Source organism: Arcobacter cryaerophilus gv. crypticus (assembly GCF_002993025.1).
Taxonomy (GTDB): Bacteria; Campylobacterota; Campylobacteria; order Campylobacterales; family Arcobacteraceae; genus Aliarcobacter; species Aliarcobacter cryaerophilus_B.
In genome coordinates this window covers 1-20,397 of record NZ_NXGI01000030.1, presented here as the reverse complement: position 1 = coordinate 20,397, position 20,397 = coordinate 1, and the positions used below count along the sequence as shown (strand labels likewise).

Annotated in this window: 20 protein-coding genes; 1 reads left to right on the top strand and 19 read right to left on the bottom strand. The window is 27.0% G+C overall.

Going from position 1 to position 20,397, the window contains the following annotated elements:
* Positions 1–46 precede the first annotated feature (46 nt).
* Genes CJ670_RS09310 through CJ670_RS09220 form a run of 19 tightly spaced genes read right to left on the bottom strand, consistent with a single transcriptional unit; the run spans position 47 to position 18,790 of the window.
* On the bottom strand, positions 47–976 hold the full coding sequence (locus tag CJ670_RS09310; protein WP_105939760.1) for an NAD-dependent epimerase/dehydratase family protein: 930 nt from the start codon (positions 974–976) through the stop codon (positions 47–49).
* Entirely contained in the window at positions 966–1,373 is a 408-nt protein-coding gene (locus CJ670_RS09305; protein ID WP_105939759.1) for a WxcM-like domain-containing protein, read from the bottom strand. Before CJ670_RS09305 ends, CJ670_RS09310 begins: the two co-directional genes overlap by 11 nt.
* Positions 1,361–2,461, bottom strand: coding sequence for a CDP-glucose 4,6-dehydratase (gene rfbG, locus CJ670_RS09300; RefSeq protein WP_105939758.1), 1,101 nt, complete (start codon positions 2,459–2,461; stop codon positions 1,361–1,363). Before rfbG ends, CJ670_RS09305 begins: the two co-directional genes overlap by 13 nt.
* Positions 2,461–3,240: a glucose-1-phosphate cytidylyltransferase gene (gene rfbF, locus CJ670_RS09295; protein ID WP_105939757.1), complete on the bottom strand. Its 780-nt coding sequence runs from the start codon at positions 3,238–3,240 to the stop codon at positions 2,461–2,463. The genes rfbG and rfbF overlap by 1 nt, the downstream gene beginning before the upstream one ends.
* Before the next feature lie 16 nt (positions 3,241–3,256).
* Complete coding sequence (locus tag CJ670_RS09290) at positions 3,257–4,441, bottom strand: glycosyltransferase family 4 protein (protein WP_105939756.1); 1,185 nt, start codon at positions 4,439–4,441, stop codon at positions 3,257–3,259.
* Positions 4,434–5,201, bottom strand: a complete 768-nt coding sequence (locus CJ670_RS09285) for a class I SAM-dependent methyltransferase (RefSeq protein WP_105939755.1) — start codon at positions 5,199–5,201, stop codon at positions 4,434–4,436. The genes CJ670_RS09290 and CJ670_RS09285 overlap by 8 nt, the downstream gene beginning before the upstream one ends.
* Positions 5,202–6,701: a lipopolysaccharide biosynthesis protein gene (locus CJ670_RS09280; protein ID WP_228154238.1), complete on the bottom strand. Its 1,500-nt coding sequence runs from the start codon at positions 6,699–6,701 to the stop codon at positions 5,202–5,204.
* Positions 6,691–7,806 (bottom strand): hypothetical protein, encoded by a 1,116-nt coding sequence (locus CJ670_RS09275; protein ID WP_105939754.1) that lies wholly within the window; start codon positions 7,804–7,806, stop codon positions 6,691–6,693. Before CJ670_RS09275 ends, CJ670_RS09280 begins: the two co-directional genes overlap by 11 nt.
* The gene (locus tag CJ670_RS09270; RefSeq protein WP_105939753.1) at positions 7,803–8,573 is read right to left on the bottom strand and encodes an oxidoreductase; all 771 of its coding nucleotides are present in this window, start codon (positions 8,571–8,573) and stop codon (positions 7,803–7,805) included. Before CJ670_RS09270 ends, CJ670_RS09275 begins: the two co-directional genes overlap by 4 nt.
* Positions 8,573–9,355 carry a nitrilase-related carbon-nitrogen hydrolase gene (locus tag CJ670_RS09265; protein ID WP_105939752.1) on the bottom strand — a complete coding sequence of 261 codons (783 nt, stop codon included), beginning with the start codon at positions 9,353–9,355 and terminating at the stop codon, positions 8,573–8,575. The genes CJ670_RS09270 and CJ670_RS09265 overlap by 1 nt, the downstream gene beginning before the upstream one ends.
* Positions 9,355–10,647, bottom strand: a complete 1,293-nt coding sequence (locus CJ670_RS09260; protein WP_105939751.1) for a glutamate-1-semialdehyde 2,1-aminomutase — start codon at positions 10,645–10,647, stop codon at positions 9,355–9,357. Before CJ670_RS09260 ends, CJ670_RS09265 begins: the two co-directional genes overlap by 1 nt.
* Positions 10,631–11,653 (bottom strand): Gfo/Idh/MocA family protein, encoded by a 1,023-nt coding sequence (locus CJ670_RS09255; protein ID WP_105939750.1) that lies wholly within the window; start codon positions 11,651–11,653, stop codon positions 10,631–10,633. Before CJ670_RS09255 ends, CJ670_RS09260 begins: the two co-directional genes overlap by 17 nt.
* Entirely contained in the window at positions 11,650–12,369 is a 720-nt protein-coding gene (locus CJ670_RS09250) for an acylneuraminate cytidylyltransferase family protein (RefSeq protein ID WP_105939749.1), read from the bottom strand. The genes CJ670_RS09255 and CJ670_RS09250 overlap by 4 nt, the downstream gene beginning before the upstream one ends.
* The gene (locus CJ670_RS09245) at positions 12,369–13,415 is read right to left on the bottom strand and encodes a nucleotidyltransferase family protein (RefSeq protein ID WP_105939748.1); all 1,047 of its coding nucleotides are present in this window, start codon (positions 13,413–13,415) and stop codon (positions 12,369–12,371) included. The genes CJ670_RS09250 and CJ670_RS09245 overlap by 1 nt, the downstream gene beginning before the upstream one ends.
* Before the next feature lies 1 nt (position 13,416).
* Positions 13,417–14,577 carry a UDP-N-acetylglucosamine 2-epimerase gene (gene neuC / locus CJ670_RS09240; RefSeq protein ID WP_105939747.1) on the bottom strand — a complete coding sequence of 387 codons (1,161 nt, stop codon included), beginning with the start codon at positions 14,575–14,577 and terminating at the stop codon, positions 13,417–13,419.
* The gene (gene neuB, locus CJ670_RS09235; RefSeq protein WP_105939746.1) at positions 14,574–15,572 is read right to left on the bottom strand and encodes an N-acetylneuraminate synthase; all 999 of its coding nucleotides are present in this window, start codon (positions 15,570–15,572) and stop codon (positions 14,574–14,576) included. Before neuB ends, neuC begins: the two co-directional genes overlap by 4 nt.
* Positions 15,569–16,144 (bottom strand): acetyltransferase, encoded by a 576-nt coding sequence (locus CJ670_RS09230; RefSeq protein ID WP_105939745.1) that lies wholly within the window; start codon positions 16,142–16,144, stop codon positions 15,569–15,571. The genes neuB and CJ670_RS09230 overlap by 4 nt, the downstream gene beginning before the upstream one ends.
* Complete coding sequence (locus CJ670_RS09225) at positions 16,144–17,280, bottom strand: LegC family aminotransferase (protein ID WP_105939744.1); 1,137 nt, start codon at positions 17,278–17,280, stop codon at positions 16,144–16,146. The genes CJ670_RS09230 and CJ670_RS09225 overlap by 1 nt, the downstream gene beginning before the upstream one ends.
* A 1-nt stretch (position 17,281) precedes the next feature.
* On the bottom strand, positions 17,282–18,790 hold the full coding sequence (locus tag CJ670_RS09220; RefSeq protein WP_105939743.1) for a MarR family EPS-associated transcriptional regulator: 1,509 nt from the start codon (positions 18,788–18,790) through the stop codon (positions 17,282–17,284).
* 252 nt (positions 18,791–19,042) lie between these two features.
* Between CJ670_RS09220 and CJ670_RS09215 the strand changes: the two genes are divergently transcribed.
* Positions 19,043–20,239 (top strand): Fic family protein, encoded by a 1,197-nt coding sequence (locus CJ670_RS09215; protein WP_105939742.1) that lies wholly within the window; start codon positions 19,043–19,045, stop codon positions 20,237–20,239.
* Positions 20,240–20,397: the final 158 nt, after the last annotated feature.

Sequence of the window (20,397 nt, the reverse complement as noted above, 5' to 3'; positions counted from 1 at the left end):
AAAAACCATATAAATAACATTCATATTATATAAATTAAATATTTTATTATTCATTTAATATGCCTATAATTTTATTTATCTCTTGTTCAAATTTATCTGCAAATTGAATATCTATCAAAAAAGTTATTTTAGAATTATCAATTTTTAAATCTAAAAATTCAGTCTTATCATTTTCATTTTTTATTAATAAAACATCTTGTTCAAATTCTCTTACAAAATAATTTATTACTACCTTAGATAAATCAAGAATACTAATTACTTTTCCTGAAGATAAATTATAAATTTCATTTGTTGCTTCAATTTTTAACACTTTGTCTACTATAGTTGCTACATCACCCATATAAATAAAATCTCTTTTAGACTTACCGTTACTATTTAACACTATTTTATTTTGTTCAAAAGCCATTTTAACTAAATCATTTAAAACTAAATACCACTTATCTGTATCTTTATACATAGGGCAACCATAACTATTTGTAAGTCGTAAAATTGTATATTTTAAGTTGTGTGTATATCCAAATTGTTTAACATAATACTCAGCAAAAAGATGAGTTGATGCATAATCATTTTTTGGATTTGTAACAGTCGTTTCATCAATAAAACCACTATTTAATCCATATACATGGAATGTACTAAAATATATAAAATTTTTTAAATCTTTTAAATTTAATACCTCAAGAAGATTTCTAGTCCCTAACGTATTAATCTCTAGTGCTTTTTTTGCATAATTCTCTAAAAAAAACTCATTAAAGCTAGCACAATGTACACAAAAGTCAAAATCATAGTTTAATTTCGATTTTAATTCTTCTAAATTTGTAATATCACACTCAACTACTTTATATTTTAAATTCTCAAATTTATATTTTTCTCTTCTTGTTAAAATAGTAACTTCATAATTCAGATTTATGAGATGCTTAACTATATAGCTTCCTAAATTACCAAAACCACCTGTGATTAGAACTTTTTTACCATTCATATTTAATTTCTTCTATTCCAATATTTATAGCTTCATTTGGGTCATGTTCTATACTAGATAAATTCAAAAGCATATTATATTTATCTAAGCCTTTAAAAGCCATAAAAAGTCCAGCTTTTACTGTCAATCTTTGATAATTATTATGAGAAAGTTTTGTACTAAAAAACTCTTTTGAATTTTCATCATAAACAACAAATTCTATATTTCCTACTGGAACTACAATATTTAAAGTCATTTTAGTATGTTTTTTCCAACCTTTTATATCATTTTGATTAATAGTTGAAAAATAAGCTTCTCCAAACCCATCAAAGCCTATATCGCTCTTTTTCATAGCATGAAATATATCACCTTTTGGATGATATATTTGTTTAAGTGGTGTTAAAATTACTCCGTCCATTTTAAACCTTTTTGCTTTGCCATAGATTCATACTCTTCAATCTGTTCTAAAGTTTTATTCAAAATATTTTTATCTGTTTTATAAAAATCAAAATACCACTCACTAGTGAATTTGATAGTATCTATATACTCTAAATTTGCTTGCCATTTAAGATAAAAAAGTGCTTTGTCACAGTTAAGCTTTAAAAGTCCTGCTTCATGAAAAGGAATATCTCCAGTAACTTTATATGCATCCTTTATATCTTTAAAATCCCAATATTTGCTTAAATCTATAAGCAACTCTTCTACTGTATGATTTTGTTCTGCTCTTGGACCAAAATTAAATGCTTCTCCATGTAAATTATCATTTTCATAAAGTTCAGCTCCAAGATTTAAATATCCACTAAGTGGTTCCAACACATGTTGCCAAGGTCTTGTTGCTTTTGGAGCTCGTATTTCTACAACCTTACCATCACTCCAAGCTTGCATACAATCTACTACTATCCTATCTTTTGCCCAATCTCCTCCACCAATAACATTTCCAGCTCTTCCAATAGCAAGTTTAACATTACAATTTTCAGCTTTAAAAAAAGAGTGATAATATGATTTTATAATAATTTCAGCTGCACCTTTACTTCCACTATATATATCTTTACCGCCCATTTTGTCATCTTCTTTATATCCCCAAACTTGTTCAACATTATCATAAGCCTTATCACTTGTAATAATAATAGCGGTACATTTATGATTTGATATTTTTAAAGCCTCTAAAATATTTGCTGTACCCATAACATTTGAAGATATTGTTTCAATTGGGTCACTATACGAAGTAGATACTATAGGCTGAGCTGCTAGATGAAAAAGAAATTCTGGTCTTTCATCTGATATTATTTCAGTCATTTTAGCTAAATCTCGAATATCTTCTTGATAATGTTTGATTTTGTCTTCTAGTTGTAGTTCTTTAAACATAGAAGGATTTGTAGGGATATCTTTTGATATTCCTACAACATCTGCACCTAATTTTATAAGCCAAGTTGTAAGCCAACTCCCTTTAAATCCAGTATGACCAGTAACTAAAACTTTTTTATTTTTATAAGTATTCTCAAACATTATTGATTCCAAACCTTCCAAGGAGCTTTATTTTGATCCCAAAGTTTATTCAAATCATTTTTATCTTTCAAGCTATCCATTGGCTTCCAAAAACCATGATGCTTAAATGTAAATATTTCTCCATCTTTTGCTAAATTCATCAAAGGAGCTTGTTCAAAGACTGTATCTGTATTATTGTCAATATAATCAAATACTTTAGATTCACATATAAAAAAACCAGCATTTATCCAATTACCATCACCTTTTGGTTTTTCCTTAAATTCATGCACTTGATTACTTTCATCAATATTGAGTGCTCCAAATCTTCCATCTGGTTGAGACGATGTCATGGTAATAGCTTTGCCATGAGACTTATGAAATTTTATTAGTTCATTGATATTGACATCACTTACTCCATCACCATAAGTCAACATAAAAGGCTCATCCCCTACAAGTTTTTGAGCTTGTTTTATTCTTGAGCCTGTCATATTGTTAAGTCCCGTATCAAGAAGTGTAACTTTCCAAGGCTCACTTGAGTTATTAAGCACTTCCATCTTACCATTTGACATATCTATAGTAACATCACTTTGATGTAAAAAATAATTGGCAAAATACTCTTTTATATAGTGCCCTTTGTATCCAAGCAATACAACAAATTCATTAAATCCATAGTTGCTATATATTTTCATAATATGCCACAAAATTGGTTTTCCACCTATCTCTACCATAGGCTTAGGTCTGATGTCTGTTTCTTCACTAAGTCTTGTCCCAAATCCACCGGCTAATAATAATACTTTCATATCTTTTAAGTTCTCCCTACTTAGTATATAATTCTAGAATTCTCTGATTCATTTTAGTAATTGAAAATTCATTTTTTACTCTTTTAAAAGAATAATTGATAAATTCATTTTGTTTTACTTGATTGTTTTTTAAAGATTTTATTTTCTTGACTACATCATTTTTATTATTATCTACAATATATCCGCCATGAGAATCAATTATCTGTTCTGGAATTCCACCTACAGAACTTGCAATAATAGGAATTTTATACGACATAGCCTCGCTGATAACATATGGTAAACCTTCTTGATCAGATAAGAAAACAATCATATCAACAAATCTATAAATATTTTCTGGATTATCCATCCACCCTGTAAATACAACTCTATTTTGAATACCCAGTTCCAATGCCATTTGGATAAGTTTTTCTTTATTTGGACCATCTCCCACTAATATAAGTTTAGTTTGATTGTCAAGCTCTGTAATTGCTTCCAGTAATAAATCTTGCCTTTTTGTTGAACCTAATAATCCCACCATAGCAATCCATACATCATTGTCAAGTCTATTAATTATTCCATCTGCATACTCTAGTTCATTTGTAACTTCTAGCTCTTTTTGCAACCTTACACCAGTATAAACAACATTAATTTTTTGACTATCAATATTAACATCACTAATAAGTTTAAATTTTATATCTTTTGAATTTGGTATATAAAAATCTATAAATTTATCTGAAATAGAATCTATCATGGATTGAAATAGTTTAAATAATATATTTGAATAATTACTTGATGGCGAACTTAAAACTGACAAACCAACTTTAGTAAAACCTAATTTCTTTGCAGCAATAGCTGTAGTAAAACAACTTAATGCAGCAGGATAGCCTCCATTTACAATCATGATATTTTCATAATTTACCATATTTTTTAATATATTTTTGATTTTAAAATAGTTTGAAATCATTGAAAAATAATGCAATATAAAATTAAATACTTTAACAAATTTATTATAAAAATTATTTTCTTTAATCTTTAGCTTAAATCCACTTAGTTCAATAATACTATAATTTATATTTCTACTTTTTACAAATTCTACAACTCTAGTATTTTCACTATTCACAATTACATGTACATCAAATAAACCACCATTTATTAAGTCAAAAATAAATCTTTCCAATCCTCCAGGAAAATAATTTTCAGTATAGATAACTAACTTAATCATTTTTTATAACAAAAATCAAATAACTTGCGATATATTTATTTCTTGTATTGCCAAATATGAATGAAAAAAATCTATTTATAACCTTAACAGTAAATTTTAGCAATTTATTATTAATATCATTAGAATTAAATAATCCTGCCTCAAATCCACCAATATAATCAATATAAACAAGTTCTTGATTTGAATTTTCAATCATCTCTTCCATAAGAGATTTATCCATCATATCAATATTATGATTTTCAATAATCTTACTACCCGTTACTTTATCAATAAATAACTGAATATAATAATTCAAACCTCTAAAGTTAGGAAATCCAATAACAATATAACCATTTTTTTTAGTATATTCAATATGTTTTTGAAATATTTCATCATAATTTTCAAAATGTTCAATAAAACCGAACGAAGTTACCACATCATAAATAGGAGAAGGTATTTGTGTTAAAAAATCTGCCGTAACAACTTTAAATCTATTTTCTGGGATATTACACATTAAAAAGTTTTGTCTTGTTTTTTCAGCTGCAACATCTACATATTCAAATCCATTAATATTATAATTTAATTTTTCATTCAAAAGAATCATCCATTTTCCAGGAGCACAACCAACTTCAAGAGCAGTTTGTCCCTCTTTAGCTTTAGGTACATTATTTATGATAGTTTCAGCAATCACTCTATCATTCTTAAAATTAAAATCTACTTTTTGGGGTAATTTAATTTCTCCCCAATATTTTTCCCAAAAACTTTTTTCAGTAATTTCCACTTATTTAACCTTTTGCTTTACTAAATATTTCTTCATACCTAGAACTATATCTCTATTAAGTCCAAAAATACTTGGTATTATTAATACTGATATTATAGTAAAAATTGTATATATAACACCTGATACTAAAAACTCTATTAGTTTATTTTCAAATGGTAACATAATAAAATTTGTTAAATATGCTATTATTACAAAAAATAGCACAGAATATATTTGATGAAAAACAAATTTTGCAAATTTTAAATCTAAATACTTACTATTAAAATATAACTGTATATTTACACTAATTATTTGAATAATTATCATCTTCCAAGCTAAACCAAGTGCTTCTAATTCTAAATAATATATTAAAACAATTGTTAACAAAAAACCAAATAGTGTAGATATTATTCCTATATTTCGTATAATTTTTGTTTGATCTGTAACATAAAAGATAGATCCACTTAACTGACCATATGTTTGATGTATAGGATAAAAAGACATAATTACAAGCACCAAATAAGCCTCTTTAAACTTCTCATCGGTAAAAATATAAAGTAAATTTTCACTTTGAAAAGATATAAATAATCCAAAATAAGCAGCTATAGAATATAACATTGGTATATATTTTGAAAATAACTTTTTCATCTCTTCTATATTATTATTTTCAAATGATTTAGCAAATTCTCTTGTAATTATGGGAGTCATTGCACTTGTAAATAAAAAGCACATTGCAGCTATTGCATACGATAATCCATAAAATCCTACCTGCTCAGAACCACCCAACTTTTGTAGAAGCCAAATATCAAATAAACCAAATACAATAGCAACAATATTAAATACAAATAAAGGAGATGAAAATGTATAAAACTCTTTAATTAAAGATTTCAAATTCAAACAACTACTTAGAACTTCAAGTGAAAGGATATTCTTTTTGATAAATAAATATACAACAAAACAAATAAACATCATTAAACTTATAAACCAATAATAAAAATAACTTACCAAATCAAAAGTAAGATAATTAATAAAAAATAATAATAAAAATAAAGATATTATCTTATGAAATATTTTTATAGATTCAACAGAAACAGTTAAAGCATGTGCATCAGATATATAAATAAAAATAGTTGTAAACCATATTAAAAAACCAAATCCTATAGCTAAATAAACATATTGACTGGGAATATTAGGAAAAATATATTTTAAATAATCTAAATTATTTAGAATATATATAAAACTTATCATTATAGCAATTACTATTAATGAATATAAAAAATAAAATTTTATTAAATTTATTCTTGCGGTATTTTTTGATAGCTTTGTAAAAAAAGCTGTTGATGTACCCGCATCTAAAAATCCAATTGATTGTGCAAAAAATTGTTGTAAATAAATAAACTGTCCATATGCAATTGGACCTAATGCTTTAGGAACTATAGCAACCATAATCATATTTATTATACCATTTACTAAATTCGCAATAAGTTTAATAATATATCTTTTATTTAGACTATCTTCCAATTAATAATTCTCTTTCAATTTTTTCAAAGACATTTCTAGACTCATCTTTGTATGTTAAATAATTATATTTAAATATATCATATTCATTTGTATTATTTAATTCATTTTTTAAAGTATCTATATCCAATATCTGTAAATCATCTATTTGAAAAATATTCTTTTTAAATTGTTTAGCATAGCTACAAGTATACTTATAAAAAAACCTTAATTCTTCCATTGTAAAAAAAATCATAGGTTTATCAAAATAAACTGCAAATGATATCGCTGTAGTCCCTTCACTAATAACAAATTTACTATTCTTTACTAGCGATGGAGAACTATTATGAACTACTTTAAATCCTTTAAAATTTTTTGTATTTTTAAATATCCTAGATTTTGGATGTGCAGATATTAAGACATCAATTTTCATAGTATCTTGTAGAAATTCAAAAAAATCTATTAATTTTTTATAATAATTGTCTGTATTACCATCTGATTTATTTCCAAAAATAACATAATCACTTGCATCTATAACATCTGTATCTAAAAATACACAATATTCTTTATCATGATTATAGCCATCTACATTTAAACACAATTCATAATCTCTAGAATGAGTATGAATAACTTTTGTATTCTTCCCAAATAAAAATGGAAATATTAATTCATCTTTTGGAGAACCAGTAAAAACAATATCAGAATCAAATTTTTTACTTATAAGTTTTTTAACTACTGGTCGTAATATTGATTTAGCAATATTCAAAATTCCACAAGGAGAACTAGTATGCGGCACACTACCACTAATATATGTAACAAATTTAGCGTTAGTAAATTTTTTCATTTTATTTAATAATATTACAGCTTCTTTACTCGCAAGATAAAAAAATATATAATCATTTTTTGTATAATTATTTATAGTACTTAATAACTCATCTTCTGTTGATGGTTCATAAGTATTTTGATAATTGAAATACTCAATATCAACACTTTCTTTATAATGTGGCATTAATAATTGATGAGATTCTATAATCGTTACTTCATAGTTCTTTTCATAAAAATATTTTATACCTAATTGTTCATAATCTCTTTGAGTTAAAGGTAACATTGGCATAAAAATTATTTTCATAAACAAAACCCATCATCTACTACAATATTTTGACCATTAACATATTTGCTCATATCACTAAGTAGATAAATCAAAGTTCCTTTTAAATCACTGTTATCAAGCATACCTTTATTTAAGCATTGCTCTTTATATTTTTCTAAAAAAGCTTCTGGTTGATTATTCAAAATACCACCTGGACTTAAAGCATTTACCTTGATATTCATACCTTTAAAATACTTCGCCATATATTTTGTAAGATGAATAAGTCCAGACTTTATAGCTGCATATTCTACTGGCATTGTCATAGTGGTATTTTCATATACCTCAAATTTTGGTGCTACTACACCATAAATAGAACTAATATTTATAATATTTCCATATCCTTGACTTTTAAAATACTGAGCAAATTGTTGTGAAGCAGTAAAATAACCACCAAGATTTAGTCCAGTATTTTCTACAAAGTCACTGTATTCTACTTCAAAAAAGTCTTTTCCGTAATTTTTGTTTCTAGGGTATGCATTGTTTACTAAAGCATCTATTCTTTTATATTTTTTATCTAAATAATTTAAGCAATTATTTAAAGATTCTTTTGATGTAATATCAAGCTTAATAAAATCTATATTTGTTGTATTTAACTCTTTAGATAGATTTTCTTTTACTTCTTCTCCTATTTGTTCATTTATATCAGCAATTATAGCTATACCACCATTTTCAATAACTGCTTTTACGAACTCTTTTCCTATAAGACCTGCCCCACCTGTTATTACAACAACTTTATTTTTTAGCATTACAATATTTCCTTATAAAATTCTACTTTTCTATCATTTACAGTATTAAATTTATTTTTAAAATCTTTTGTAAAATTTACATCTACATCATATATTTTCATATCTTCATACTTTTCAAATTCTAACTTTTCTCCATTTGCATTAAAAATATTACTACTTTCTATATATTCTAAATCATTTCCATCTATTCCAGTTCTATTTACTCCAACCATAAAAATTTGATTTTCTATTGCTCTTGCTTTTAAAAGTGTATTCCAATGATCTACTCTTTTTGACGGCCAATTTGCTATATTTATAATCAAATCACACTCTTTTGCTAAAGAGCTATAAAGTTCAGGAAACCTTAAATCATAACAAATAGTTAAACCTATTTTAAAATTTTTAAACTCAACCATACTAAGTTTATTTCCAGCATTAAAATATTTATCTTCTCCTGAAAAACTAAAAGGATGAATTTTTGAATAATCAGATACAACATTTCCGAAATTATCTATAAATAAACATTTATTTAGAGCTTTTTTATTATCTTCAATAACTACACCAAAAATTACTGAAATATTAAACTCTTTTGCTAAATTTGAAAATTGTTTTATAGTTTCACTATTTTCAAAATTTTCTGCAATAAAACTAATATTATTTGAAAAACCTGTAAGTGTCATCTCTGGAAAAATTATCAAATCTACACTTTTTTTAGAAGCATTTTGAATATATTTTTCACACAATTCTAAATTTGATTTTTTATCTTCCCAAAATTGATTTAATGATACCAAGCATATATTCATTAGTTATATTTCCTAAATACAGGTTTTATAGGTTCACCTACCAAGTAATTCTCATATCCTTCATCAACTGCTTTTTTATAAATTTCAAAAGTCTTTTCTAAAGCTCTTCTTGTAATTTCGAGCTCCTTTTCTCCATGAGAATACGAAAGTGCAATCCAAGGTATTAAAACACCATTTTTTATCATCTCTTGTGAAAATAGAGTTCTTAGACCCAAAGAATTTTCTCCATTTTTATCAAAAGTTAAATAGTAAGGACTACACTCAATTCCACCAGCAACAAAATTTTTTTCAATACCATGTTTTTTAGATAGTTCATTCATCATTGAAATCAATTTTTTACCATATTCCCATATATGTTCAACTACATTATTATCTTTCATAAACTTCATAGTTTCCACAAAAGCTCCTAACCCACTCATTTCAGCTCCATGAGTTGTTGACAGTAAAAACAATCTTTCCTTTCCTTCAAATTCTATACTACCTAATTCCATGATTTCTCTTTTTCCTGCAATAGCTGAAACTGAAAAACCATTAGCCATAGCTTTTCCAAATGTACATAAATCTGGTCTAATATCATAATAGTGTTGAGCACCTTTTAAGTGCCAACGAAATCCAGTTATCATTTCATCTAAAATAAATACAGCTCCATTTTTATGGCAAAGTTCTTGTACTTTATGAAGAAAATTATCTTTTGGATGTTCAGTGGATGCTGGCTCTAAAATAACACAAGCAATTTGATTAGGGTATTCATCAAAAAGTTTTTTTAAACTTTCAATGTTATTATAATTAAACATTTTAGTACTATCAATATCTTTTTGTGGAATACCTTTTGTAAGAGGAGTAGAACCTATAAACCAATCATCATAACTAAAGAAAGGTTGTTCTGCACATCTTGCTATTAAAGTTCTGTTTGTATAAGCTCTACTAAGTTTAATAGCAGCTGTAGTTGCAGTTGAACCATTTTTAGTAAACTTTACCATATCTACACTATCTATCATAGATGCCAATAATTCAGCAGCTTCTAACTCTATTAAACTAGGTTTTGTTAGATTGTTTCCATACTCTATTTGTTTTATCGCAGCTTGATTCACTTTTTCATTTGCATATCCAAGATTAACTGCTCTAAGAGCCATGCCATAATCTAAAAATTCTTTATCATTCTCATCATATATGTATGCGCCTTTTCCTTTTTTAAGGATTTGTGGAGCATTGATAGGATATTGATCAAAGCCTCTACTATAAGTATGAGCACCACCTGGAATTACTTTTAATAATCTATCTTGATAAGTCATGTCTTCCCTCACTAATTTCTTCTAATTTATATAAAGTTTGTAATATTTTGTAATCATCTTCTAAAGTATTTGGATATGTTGAATTTTCGCCATTTAGAACTTTTTCTATAGCATCTATGTAAGCTTTTACTTCATTGATATAAGGTTCCTCAGGATTAATATAACCACTTTCAACTGTTCCTATATCAAAATTTATCCTTTCCCAATCATTCATTTGAAGATTTATATATTTAAGTTCATTATTATCTGCACTATAAACTATTTCACCTTCTGTTCCTAATATTCTAATTTCTCTAGTAGCTTTTGGTCTTGATACTACCTCTACAGTCAAGTTTCCTATTATATTATTCGGATACTCTAAAATACAATGATAAATATCATCTATATCAGCATTTATATTTGTTAATTTTTTTCTTACACAAGCTAATGGTTTAGAATTTCCAAAAATATCATTCAACCACGTTAATTCAAATGGAACTATTTCTCTACATCCTCCAGTATCAGGATTTGAAACATAAAAATCTTCAATTTTTTCCCATGGATGCCAATCTGTTAAATATTGCCCAGTTTGGTAGTTATAATTAAGAACTTTACCTATTATTCTATTGTTAATTAATTCTTTAATTTTGGTAGGCATAGGATAGTACCTCATTGTACACGAAGGAGCCATAAGAATTTTCTTATTTTTTATTCTATTTGATAATTCAAGGATTTTTTCAGCATCAACAACTGAAGCTTCTATAAAACAGTGAATATCATTTTGCTCTGCAATATAAGCATAATGCATATGAAGATTTGGTGGAGTTGATATTAAAAATGCATTAGGTTTAAATTCATTCATTGCTTTTTCAAAATCATCAAAAATATCTATTTCATATTTTTTTGCTTCAATCCTTCTATCTTCTCTTAAATCAAATCCTGCAATATTATCTTTATGCCCCAAAGCTATCAAATTTCGAACTCTTCGTTTTCCCATTGAACCTAAACCAATTACTAAAAATCTCATTTTAAACTCCATTCATATTTCATTATATTTTCAACAGCCAAAAAATCATAAATATCATCAATTTCATAACATTGATAACGTTTTATTTCATAAAAAGTATTTCTAGCTGTATAAAATGTTTTTTCTTCTAACAATGATTTTGTTTTTACTATATACGCTACACCATAAGGGAAATATGCTTTTTTATTATCTTGTCTTCTTGTTGTAAGTTCAAGTTCTTTGCAAAATGCTACTATACTATTACCATTTATAATTTGTTTCACAATAGAAGGATGTTCAGCTACTTCACCAATAGAAACTATTGAATCAAAATTATATTCATCTTTAATAATTTTTTCTATCATTTTGTCAATGTCTTCTTTTTCTCTCAAAGGAGATGTTGGTTCAAGTAAAACTATATAATCAAACTCTTTAGCAAACTCATTTTTATAAAATTCAATTGTATGTTTTATAGCATCAAATGATGTTGCAGTATCACTTGCTAATACATCTGGTCTTAAAAATGGTACACTTGCACCATATTGCTTAGCAATATTTGCAATATCTTTAGAATCTGTAGTTACTATAACTTCATCTAAATATTTACTTTTTAGACCAGATTCTATACTCCAAGCTATAAGTGGTTTCCCACACAGCTCTTTTATATTTTTTCCAGGTAATCCTTTGCTTCCACCTCTTGCAGGAACTATTCCTAAAAAAGTTTTATTTTTATACATTAAAACATTTCTCCATACTCATCATTCGCTTTTTTATACTCTTCCATTCTTCCAATATCAAGCCAATACTCTCGAAGTGGAAATGATACTGTATTTTGATTTAAACTTATAAGTTTTTCAAATAGTGTTGGCATATCAAAAAACTCATTTTTGGGAATATAATTTAAAACTTCAGAACTTAACATATATATTCCAGCACTTACAAAAAATTTATGAGTAGGTTTTTCTTCAATAGATACTATTTTGCTATCTTTTATATTTACAACACCGTAAGGAACTTGAAAATCATACTCTCTTACACACATAGTGGCCATTGAATTTGTTGCAATATGATAATTATGTAGATGCTCAAAATTTACATTTGTAAGTAAATCTCCATTCATAACAAAAAAAGGCTCATTTGGTTTATCTCTTAAAAGACTTAAAGCTCCTGCAGTTCCCATTCTTTGTTCTTCTAAAATATACTCTATATTTACTCCAAACTCTTTTCCATCTTTAAAATAGTCTTGTATAATATCTGACTTATAGTTCACACACATCACAATATTTGTATATCCATACTCTGCAAATTTTTCTACAATAGTTTGCAGTATCGGTTTATTTCCAACTTTAAGCATCGGTTTTGGGGTAGTTTCTGTAAGTGGTCGCAGTCGTGTACCTAGGCCTCCAACCATAAGAACCACTTTATTTGTCTTTTCTTTTGGTTTTACAAGCTCTTCTATCTCTTTTATGCCTACTATTTTCCCAAAATCATCTACAATAGGTATTTGATGAAGCTTTTTTGAAAGAGCAATTTTTAATATATCTTCTTTTGTATCACTAATTTTTGCAATAGTTGGCGTTTTAAAAACAATTTGCTCTATAGAGCTAGTTAAATCAAAACCTTTTAAAAGTCCTCTTCGTATATCTCCATCGGTTAAAGTTCCCAAAAGCATGTCATTTTCATCAACTACTAATGCTATTTGCATAGAGCCTTTATCAATGATTTCCAAAGCCTCTTTTATTGTTGAATTTTCTCTTAATTTTATATTTTCTATATTTTCCATTTTAACCCCTTAAATCATAAAAAGATTTTTTAAGTATATTTTCCAAATTTACATTTTTTAAAATTTCAACTATTTTTTTACTTGCATATCCATCACCATAAGGATTTATTGTAGTTTTTAAAGTTTCTTGAAACTCTTTTGAATATAGTTTTTCAAAAGATTTTAAAATAGAGTCTTTATTTGGTTCACAATCAATAACACTAGAGGCTTTTATTCTTCCTTTTTGTCTATCTCCAATATTTATTGTTCCTATTTTAAAACTTGGTGCTTCTGCTAAACCACTTGAACTATTTCCAACCATTGCATCTACATATTGTAAAGCACTTAAATATCTCAGTTGTCCCAAAGATGTAAATACTATAGATTTATGAGAGTTTTTATTTACATACTCATCAATCATTTTATTTATAACTCTTCCATCTGTATCGCTATTTGCTTTTGTAAAAATTATATTTGTATCTTCTAGTTCATCAATTGCACCTAGCAACTCTTTAAATTGCTCTTGTGCTGTGCTATTTTCTAAAGTTACAGGATGAAAAGTAACTAATATATTTTTAATATTAAGTTTAAACTCTATTGATTTTTCAAACTCATCTTTAGATAATAGTTTTAATCTTTTTATATTTTCAATTCCCATACCACCAACATTAAAAACTCTAGATGGATTTTCACCTAGCTGAATTACTCTATTTTTATATTCATTTGTTGCAGTAAAGTGAAGGTGACTCATCTTTGTAATACTATGTCGTATAGATTCATCAAACGCACCCTCAGTTTTTTCTCCACCATGAATATGAGCAATAGGAATCCTTGCTATCATAGCAGCACTTGTTGCACTAAATATTTCATATCTATCTCCAAGAACTACTACAACATCAGGCTTTAATTCTTCATAAGCTTCTGCAAAACTTATTTGTGCCAATCCCATAGATTTTGAAATACCTACCGAAGTATCAGAAGATAAAAGCATCTCAATTTTTTTGTTTATTTTAAACTCTTTTTCTATTTCTTTATAAGTTAATCCAAATTCAGGGCTTAGATGCATTCCTGTAACTATAACTTGAAGTTCTAAATCTTTATCTGCTTCAATTTCTTTGAGGAGCCAATAAAGAAGTCCATATTCGGCTCTTGTTCCTGTAACTACACAGATTTTTCTTTTCATATCAACTCATCTTCTTTATAATCTTTAGTTGCAACTGTTCCAACAATTTCATCCCATCGCATTGGACTTATTCCATTTCCTGGTCTTTTTATCGCAAGATTATTTTCGCATAAAATCTCACCTTTTTTTATATCTTTTTTTGCAACTATAGATTTCCTAGCTATTGATTTATTTTTTAACTCACTATTTGATGGTTTTTTTATAACACTTCCTAAAGCTAACTCTATATTTCTTATAGCTTTTACCATAGCTTTTAGTTCGTCTGGTTCTAAAGAAGCTTTATGGTCTGGTCCTTCCATAGTACAATCAAGTGTAAAATGCTTTTCTATACAAGAGGCACCCAAAGCAACAGCAGCTATATCAACTTCTATTCCTAAAGTATGGTCACTATATCCAAAAGCTATATCAAAGGTATTTCCTATTGTTACCATTGCTTTTAAATTTACATCTTCCATAGGTGTTGGGTATTCTGTATTTGCATGTAAAACTGTGATATTCTCTTTTTTTGTTCCAGCATTTATTAATATATTCAAAGCATCTTCAATCTCTCCAATATTTGCCATTCCAGTTGAAAGTATTACTTTTTTATCTAATCTTCCAATATGCCTAAGATATGGTAAATTTGTAATCTCTCCACTTGGTATTTTAAATATTTCAAGACCTAAATCATTTAAAAGTTCAATACTATCATGGTCAAATGGAGTTGATAAAAACATAATATTTTTACTTTTACAGTAAGATATAAGCTCTTTATGAGTATCTACATCTAGCTCAAGCTTTTTTATCATATCAAACTGTGATTCTTCTTTATTTGTAGTTTCTTTTTGATAATCTGCTTTTTGAGCATTTTTTGAAACTAAATTTTCAGCTTTAAATGTTTGAAATTTTACAGCATCTACTTTTGCTTCAACTGCTACATCTATAAGCTTTTTTGCTAATTCAATACTTCCATTATGATTAACACCAGCTTCTGCTATTATAAATACTTTATTCATTTAGCCAAACTCCCTGCTTTTATAAATCCAGATATTTCTATACTTTGTTTTGAAGTGGAATTACTTCCAACAAAACTATCATTTTTTACAATTACTCCACCATTTATTACACTTGCTGTTGAAATATGACAATTGTCTTCAACTATACAATCATGCTCTATCAAAGCTTTTGTATTTATTATACAATTTTTTCCTATTTTTGTATTTGCATTTACAAGTGCATGATGCATAATAACTGTTCCCTCATCTATAAATGAATATTTTGAAATATAAGCTAGTGGTGAAATGATAGTTGGAAAATCAAATCCTATATTTTTTGCTTTTTCAAATAACTTTTTTCTTAATTCATTTGTTTTTATATGCCCTATTGTAATAACAGCATTTTTACAAGTTTTAAAAAGCTCTTCTAAATCATCATCACAAGCAATTATTTCATAATCTAAAACTTTTTTTCCAATATTTTCTTTAGTATCAACTATACCAATAATCTCATATTTGTTTGTTTGTTCAATTACATCAATAACACTATGGCAATGCCCACCACCGCCAATAAGAACTATTTTTTCTTTCATTATAAAATCACCGAACTAGGAATATTTACAACTCTTTCTTCAAGATATTTTGCATTTTTTAAATCCGTTTTTTGGCAATCTTTATACATCTCAAGTTCATTCATAAGTTTCCAAATAGGTCTTGTCATTACGCCATTTTTATTTGTAAACTCTAAAAACTCATCTCTTTGTTTTACATCTTCTAATAAAACTGCTTGAAGCCAATAGTTTGATTTACTATTTTCTGGTTCTTCTATAAACTTTATACTATTTTGCAAAAAAAACTCTTTATATATTTTTGCTAACTCTCTTTTTGAATCCAAAAATTTTTCTAACTGCTCAAGTTGAGCCACAAGCAAAGCTGCATTTATATTTGGAAGTCTATAATTATAAGCAGTTTCATCATGTACATACTCATAAGGATGAGGAATTTTTGCAGTTGTTGTAATATGTTTAGCTCTTTTAGCTATTGCTTCATCATCTGTAACAATTACTCCTCCACCACCTGAAGTTATGATTTTATTTCCATTAAAAGAAAAAGCTCCAATTTTTCCAAAAGTTCCAGTATGTTTCTCTTTATAAAAAGAGCCTAAACTTTCAGCTGCATCTTCAACTAAAGTAATATTCCACATATCACAAATATCTTTTATCTCTTTAATTCTACAAGGATGTCCAAAAGTGTGCATAGGAACACAAGCTTTGATTTGTCTATTTGTAGTTTTATTTATGCAAATATTTTCTACTACTTCACAATTTCTTTCCAAAAAGTTTATTAAAGAATCAGGACTTAAACCCATAGTATCTAAATCAACATCTACAAAAATTGGCTTTGCTCCAATATAGGAAATAGCATTACAAGTAGCTATAAAAGTAAGTGGTTGAGTAATGACTTCATCATCTCTTTTTACATCTGCTAAAATAAGCGAGATATGTAATGCAGCTGTACCATTTACTGTTGCTATCGCAAATTTACTTCCTACAGTTTTTGCAAACTCTTTTTCAAAACAATCCACATATTTTCCAACACTTGATACAAATGTGGAATCAATACAATCATTTAAATATTTTTTTTCATTTCCAATAAATCTTGGTTCGTGTAATGGTATAAACTCTTGTGTTTTAAAAGTTTCTTTTATAAAATCAACTACTTTTTGCATATTACATCTTCCCATCAAGATATTTACCTGTTTCTTTATGACCAAAGTCTGGAATTAGTCTGAAAAACTCTTTTACAATATCATCTTTACTCCATTGTAAATTTTGTTTATATTTTTTAATAGTAGCTTCAAACTCATTTAAGAGTTTTTCATCATAAATTGCTTCATTTTTTATAATTCCAAGATTTTCAAATCTGTTCATATCTAAAACTTCTTTTTCTGTGAAAAACTCTTCAAAATCTTTTTCACCTGTTGTATCACTAGCAGTAAATAGACATGGCCATTTTCCTTCTTTGGGTAAAGTTTTTGCTAGTTCTCTAGCTTCATCTTCATCTTTGCATAAATATGGCTCATATCCTAAATTTTGTAAATATTTTACAGCGATATCAGCGAAGGTAATAAGATGTAAATTAACACTAAGTTTTGGGAAAAAAATATCTCTATTTTCACCAAAAATACAAGACATTAGGCAAAGTTCTCCACTTTCTTGTGGAGTTACAAAGTATCTTTTTATATCATTTGGAGCAACGATTGGTTGATTTTTTTGAATTCTTTGATTAAATCCATGAAGAAGTGAACCATCACTAAAGGCTACATTTGCAAATCTTGCCATAGAAACATCTATTTGTTTTGAACGTCTGTTTACAAACATCTCCATGATTTTTTTACTAGCACCCATCATATTTACTGGATTTGCAGCTTTATCTGTACTTACACAAAAATATTTTTTAGTTCCATTTTCGATTGATTGTTGAAGAGTTTTATCTGTATTGAAAATATTTGTTTCAATCATTCGCATAAGAGTAAATGGGTCTTTTTCACTTCTTACATGTTTAAGTGCTGATAGATTTAATACATAATCATATTTTCCATCTGCTTTTATAAAAGCATCATATTCGCTACTTCCAATATCAAGTGCAAATGTTTGAAAATCTCCATTTATATATCCAAAGCTACTTCTTATATCTCGAACAAGTTCAACCATATTATTTTCAGAAATATCAACAACATGAAGTTTTTTCGGATTTCGTTTAAATATCTCTTTTGTAACAGCTTGACCAATACTTCCAGCTCCACCAATAACCAGAAATGTAGAGTTTGATACTATCTTTGAAAGCTCTTTTTCATAAGTTTGTATATCTTCTTGAAAAAGTTCTTTGGTTCTACCTATTAAGTTTAATATTTTGTTCATTTTAATTCTCCCCCCTAAACCTTTCAAAACTTCAAGCTCTTTTTGAAGCTCATCATACTCAGCTTTTTTTATAGCAATAAACTTCTCTGTAATCTCTATTTTCTCTTTGATACCTTTTGGTGTAAGTAAATATTTATATTGGATTTTATTTTCTGAGTTTACAAATCTTTGAGTTTTTATAAGACCTTTATCAATCAAGTTTTTAAGTACATAATTCACTTTTCCCAAGCTATAGCCTATCTCATCTGCTATTGTTCTTTGACTTGTGACCTTATCTACACTTCTTAGAATCTTTAGTTCTATCTCTTCTTGATTCAAAATCTTAATTCCCCTTTAAAAATTGAGTTTGAAATATACAGTGTTTAATCTTTGAACACTCTTAAATATTAATAATATTTTTTTAATTCCATCGAATTTGATGGAATTAAAAAAAACAAAATAGTAGTAAAACTAGAGGTAAAATTATATATATTTATTTTTTAAATAAATATGCTAAAATACCAATAAATAATACTTTTAAGATATAAACATAAGGTAAAATTAGAGGTAAATTATATAAAGGATTTTTGTATGTATATAACTCCAGCAATTCCTGAATCTGGTTCTATAAAGCTTGATACTTTTTTATTTAAAAAAGCTGAAGAAATTGTTATGAAAAGTGCAAAGTTAACAGGTGGACATAATAAACAATTTATCTTAGCAATAAAAAATTTATTGAAAATCACAAATAGTTACTATTCAAATTTAATTGAATCAGAAGGTACTCACCCTTTTGATATTGAAAAAGCAATGAAAAAAGATTTTTCATTAGAGAAAAGGAAAAAAGATTTACAACAACTCTCTTTGGTACACATAGAAGTACAAGAGTATATACAGCACTTAACAACAATAAAAAAAGATACTTATTTGTTGGATACTATACTTGATATACATAAAGAGTTTTATTCTAAAGATGAAATGAAATATGCTTTAAAGATAAAACATGATGATTTAGAAGTAGATATGATTCCTGGGAAGTTAAGAGAAAGCTTTGTAAAAGTTGGTAATCATCTTGCTCCTGATCCTAAAGATTTAAGTTCCTATTTTGGGGAATTTGAATTTTTTTACAATCAAAGTAAGTTTGAAAATAAAACTATGCAATTAATTTATGCACTATGTTCTCATCATCGTTTAGTTTATATACACCCTTTTTACGATGGAAATGGAAGAATTTCTAGGTTATATTTAGATTATATTTTATATAAAATTGATTTAGAAGGTTATGGACTATGGAATATATCAAGAGGATTAGCGAGAAATATTGATAAGTACAAAGAGTTTTTATCAATAGCAGATGAACCTTATACAGGTAGTTATGATGATGGAAGAGGTAATTTATCATTAAAGGCTTTAAAGTTATTCTTAGATTTTATGTTAGATATAGCTTTGGATCAAATAAATTATATGTCCGAAGTGTTAAGAATAGATTTAATTGCAAATAGAATCAGAAATTATGTAATATTCTCACAAAAAAATATGTATAAAGATATTGAACCATTACCAAAACATTCTGAAAAAATATTTGAGCATTTGCTTATATATGGAGAAATTCCAAGAAATAGTGTAAAAGATGTATTAGGTGTAAGTAAACCAACAGCCATAAAAATAGTTAAAGAGTTAGAAAAAAGAGAATATATTACCTCATTAAAACCTCAAGGTCCTATTTCTATAAAATTTAACTCTCATTTTGCATCAGAAGTTATACCTGAAATTTTTCCAAAGGTTTGATGGTAGTGTTCAAAATTCTCTTATAATACCAAAGAGAGAATTCAAGTAGCATATCGACAAAAATTCTGAATCTATTCGAGTTGAATAAGATTGTGACACAGTTGGATAGCTACACGTAAAACTTGAGTGGCAACAAAGCCAGTTTTGACTAGGCTGTA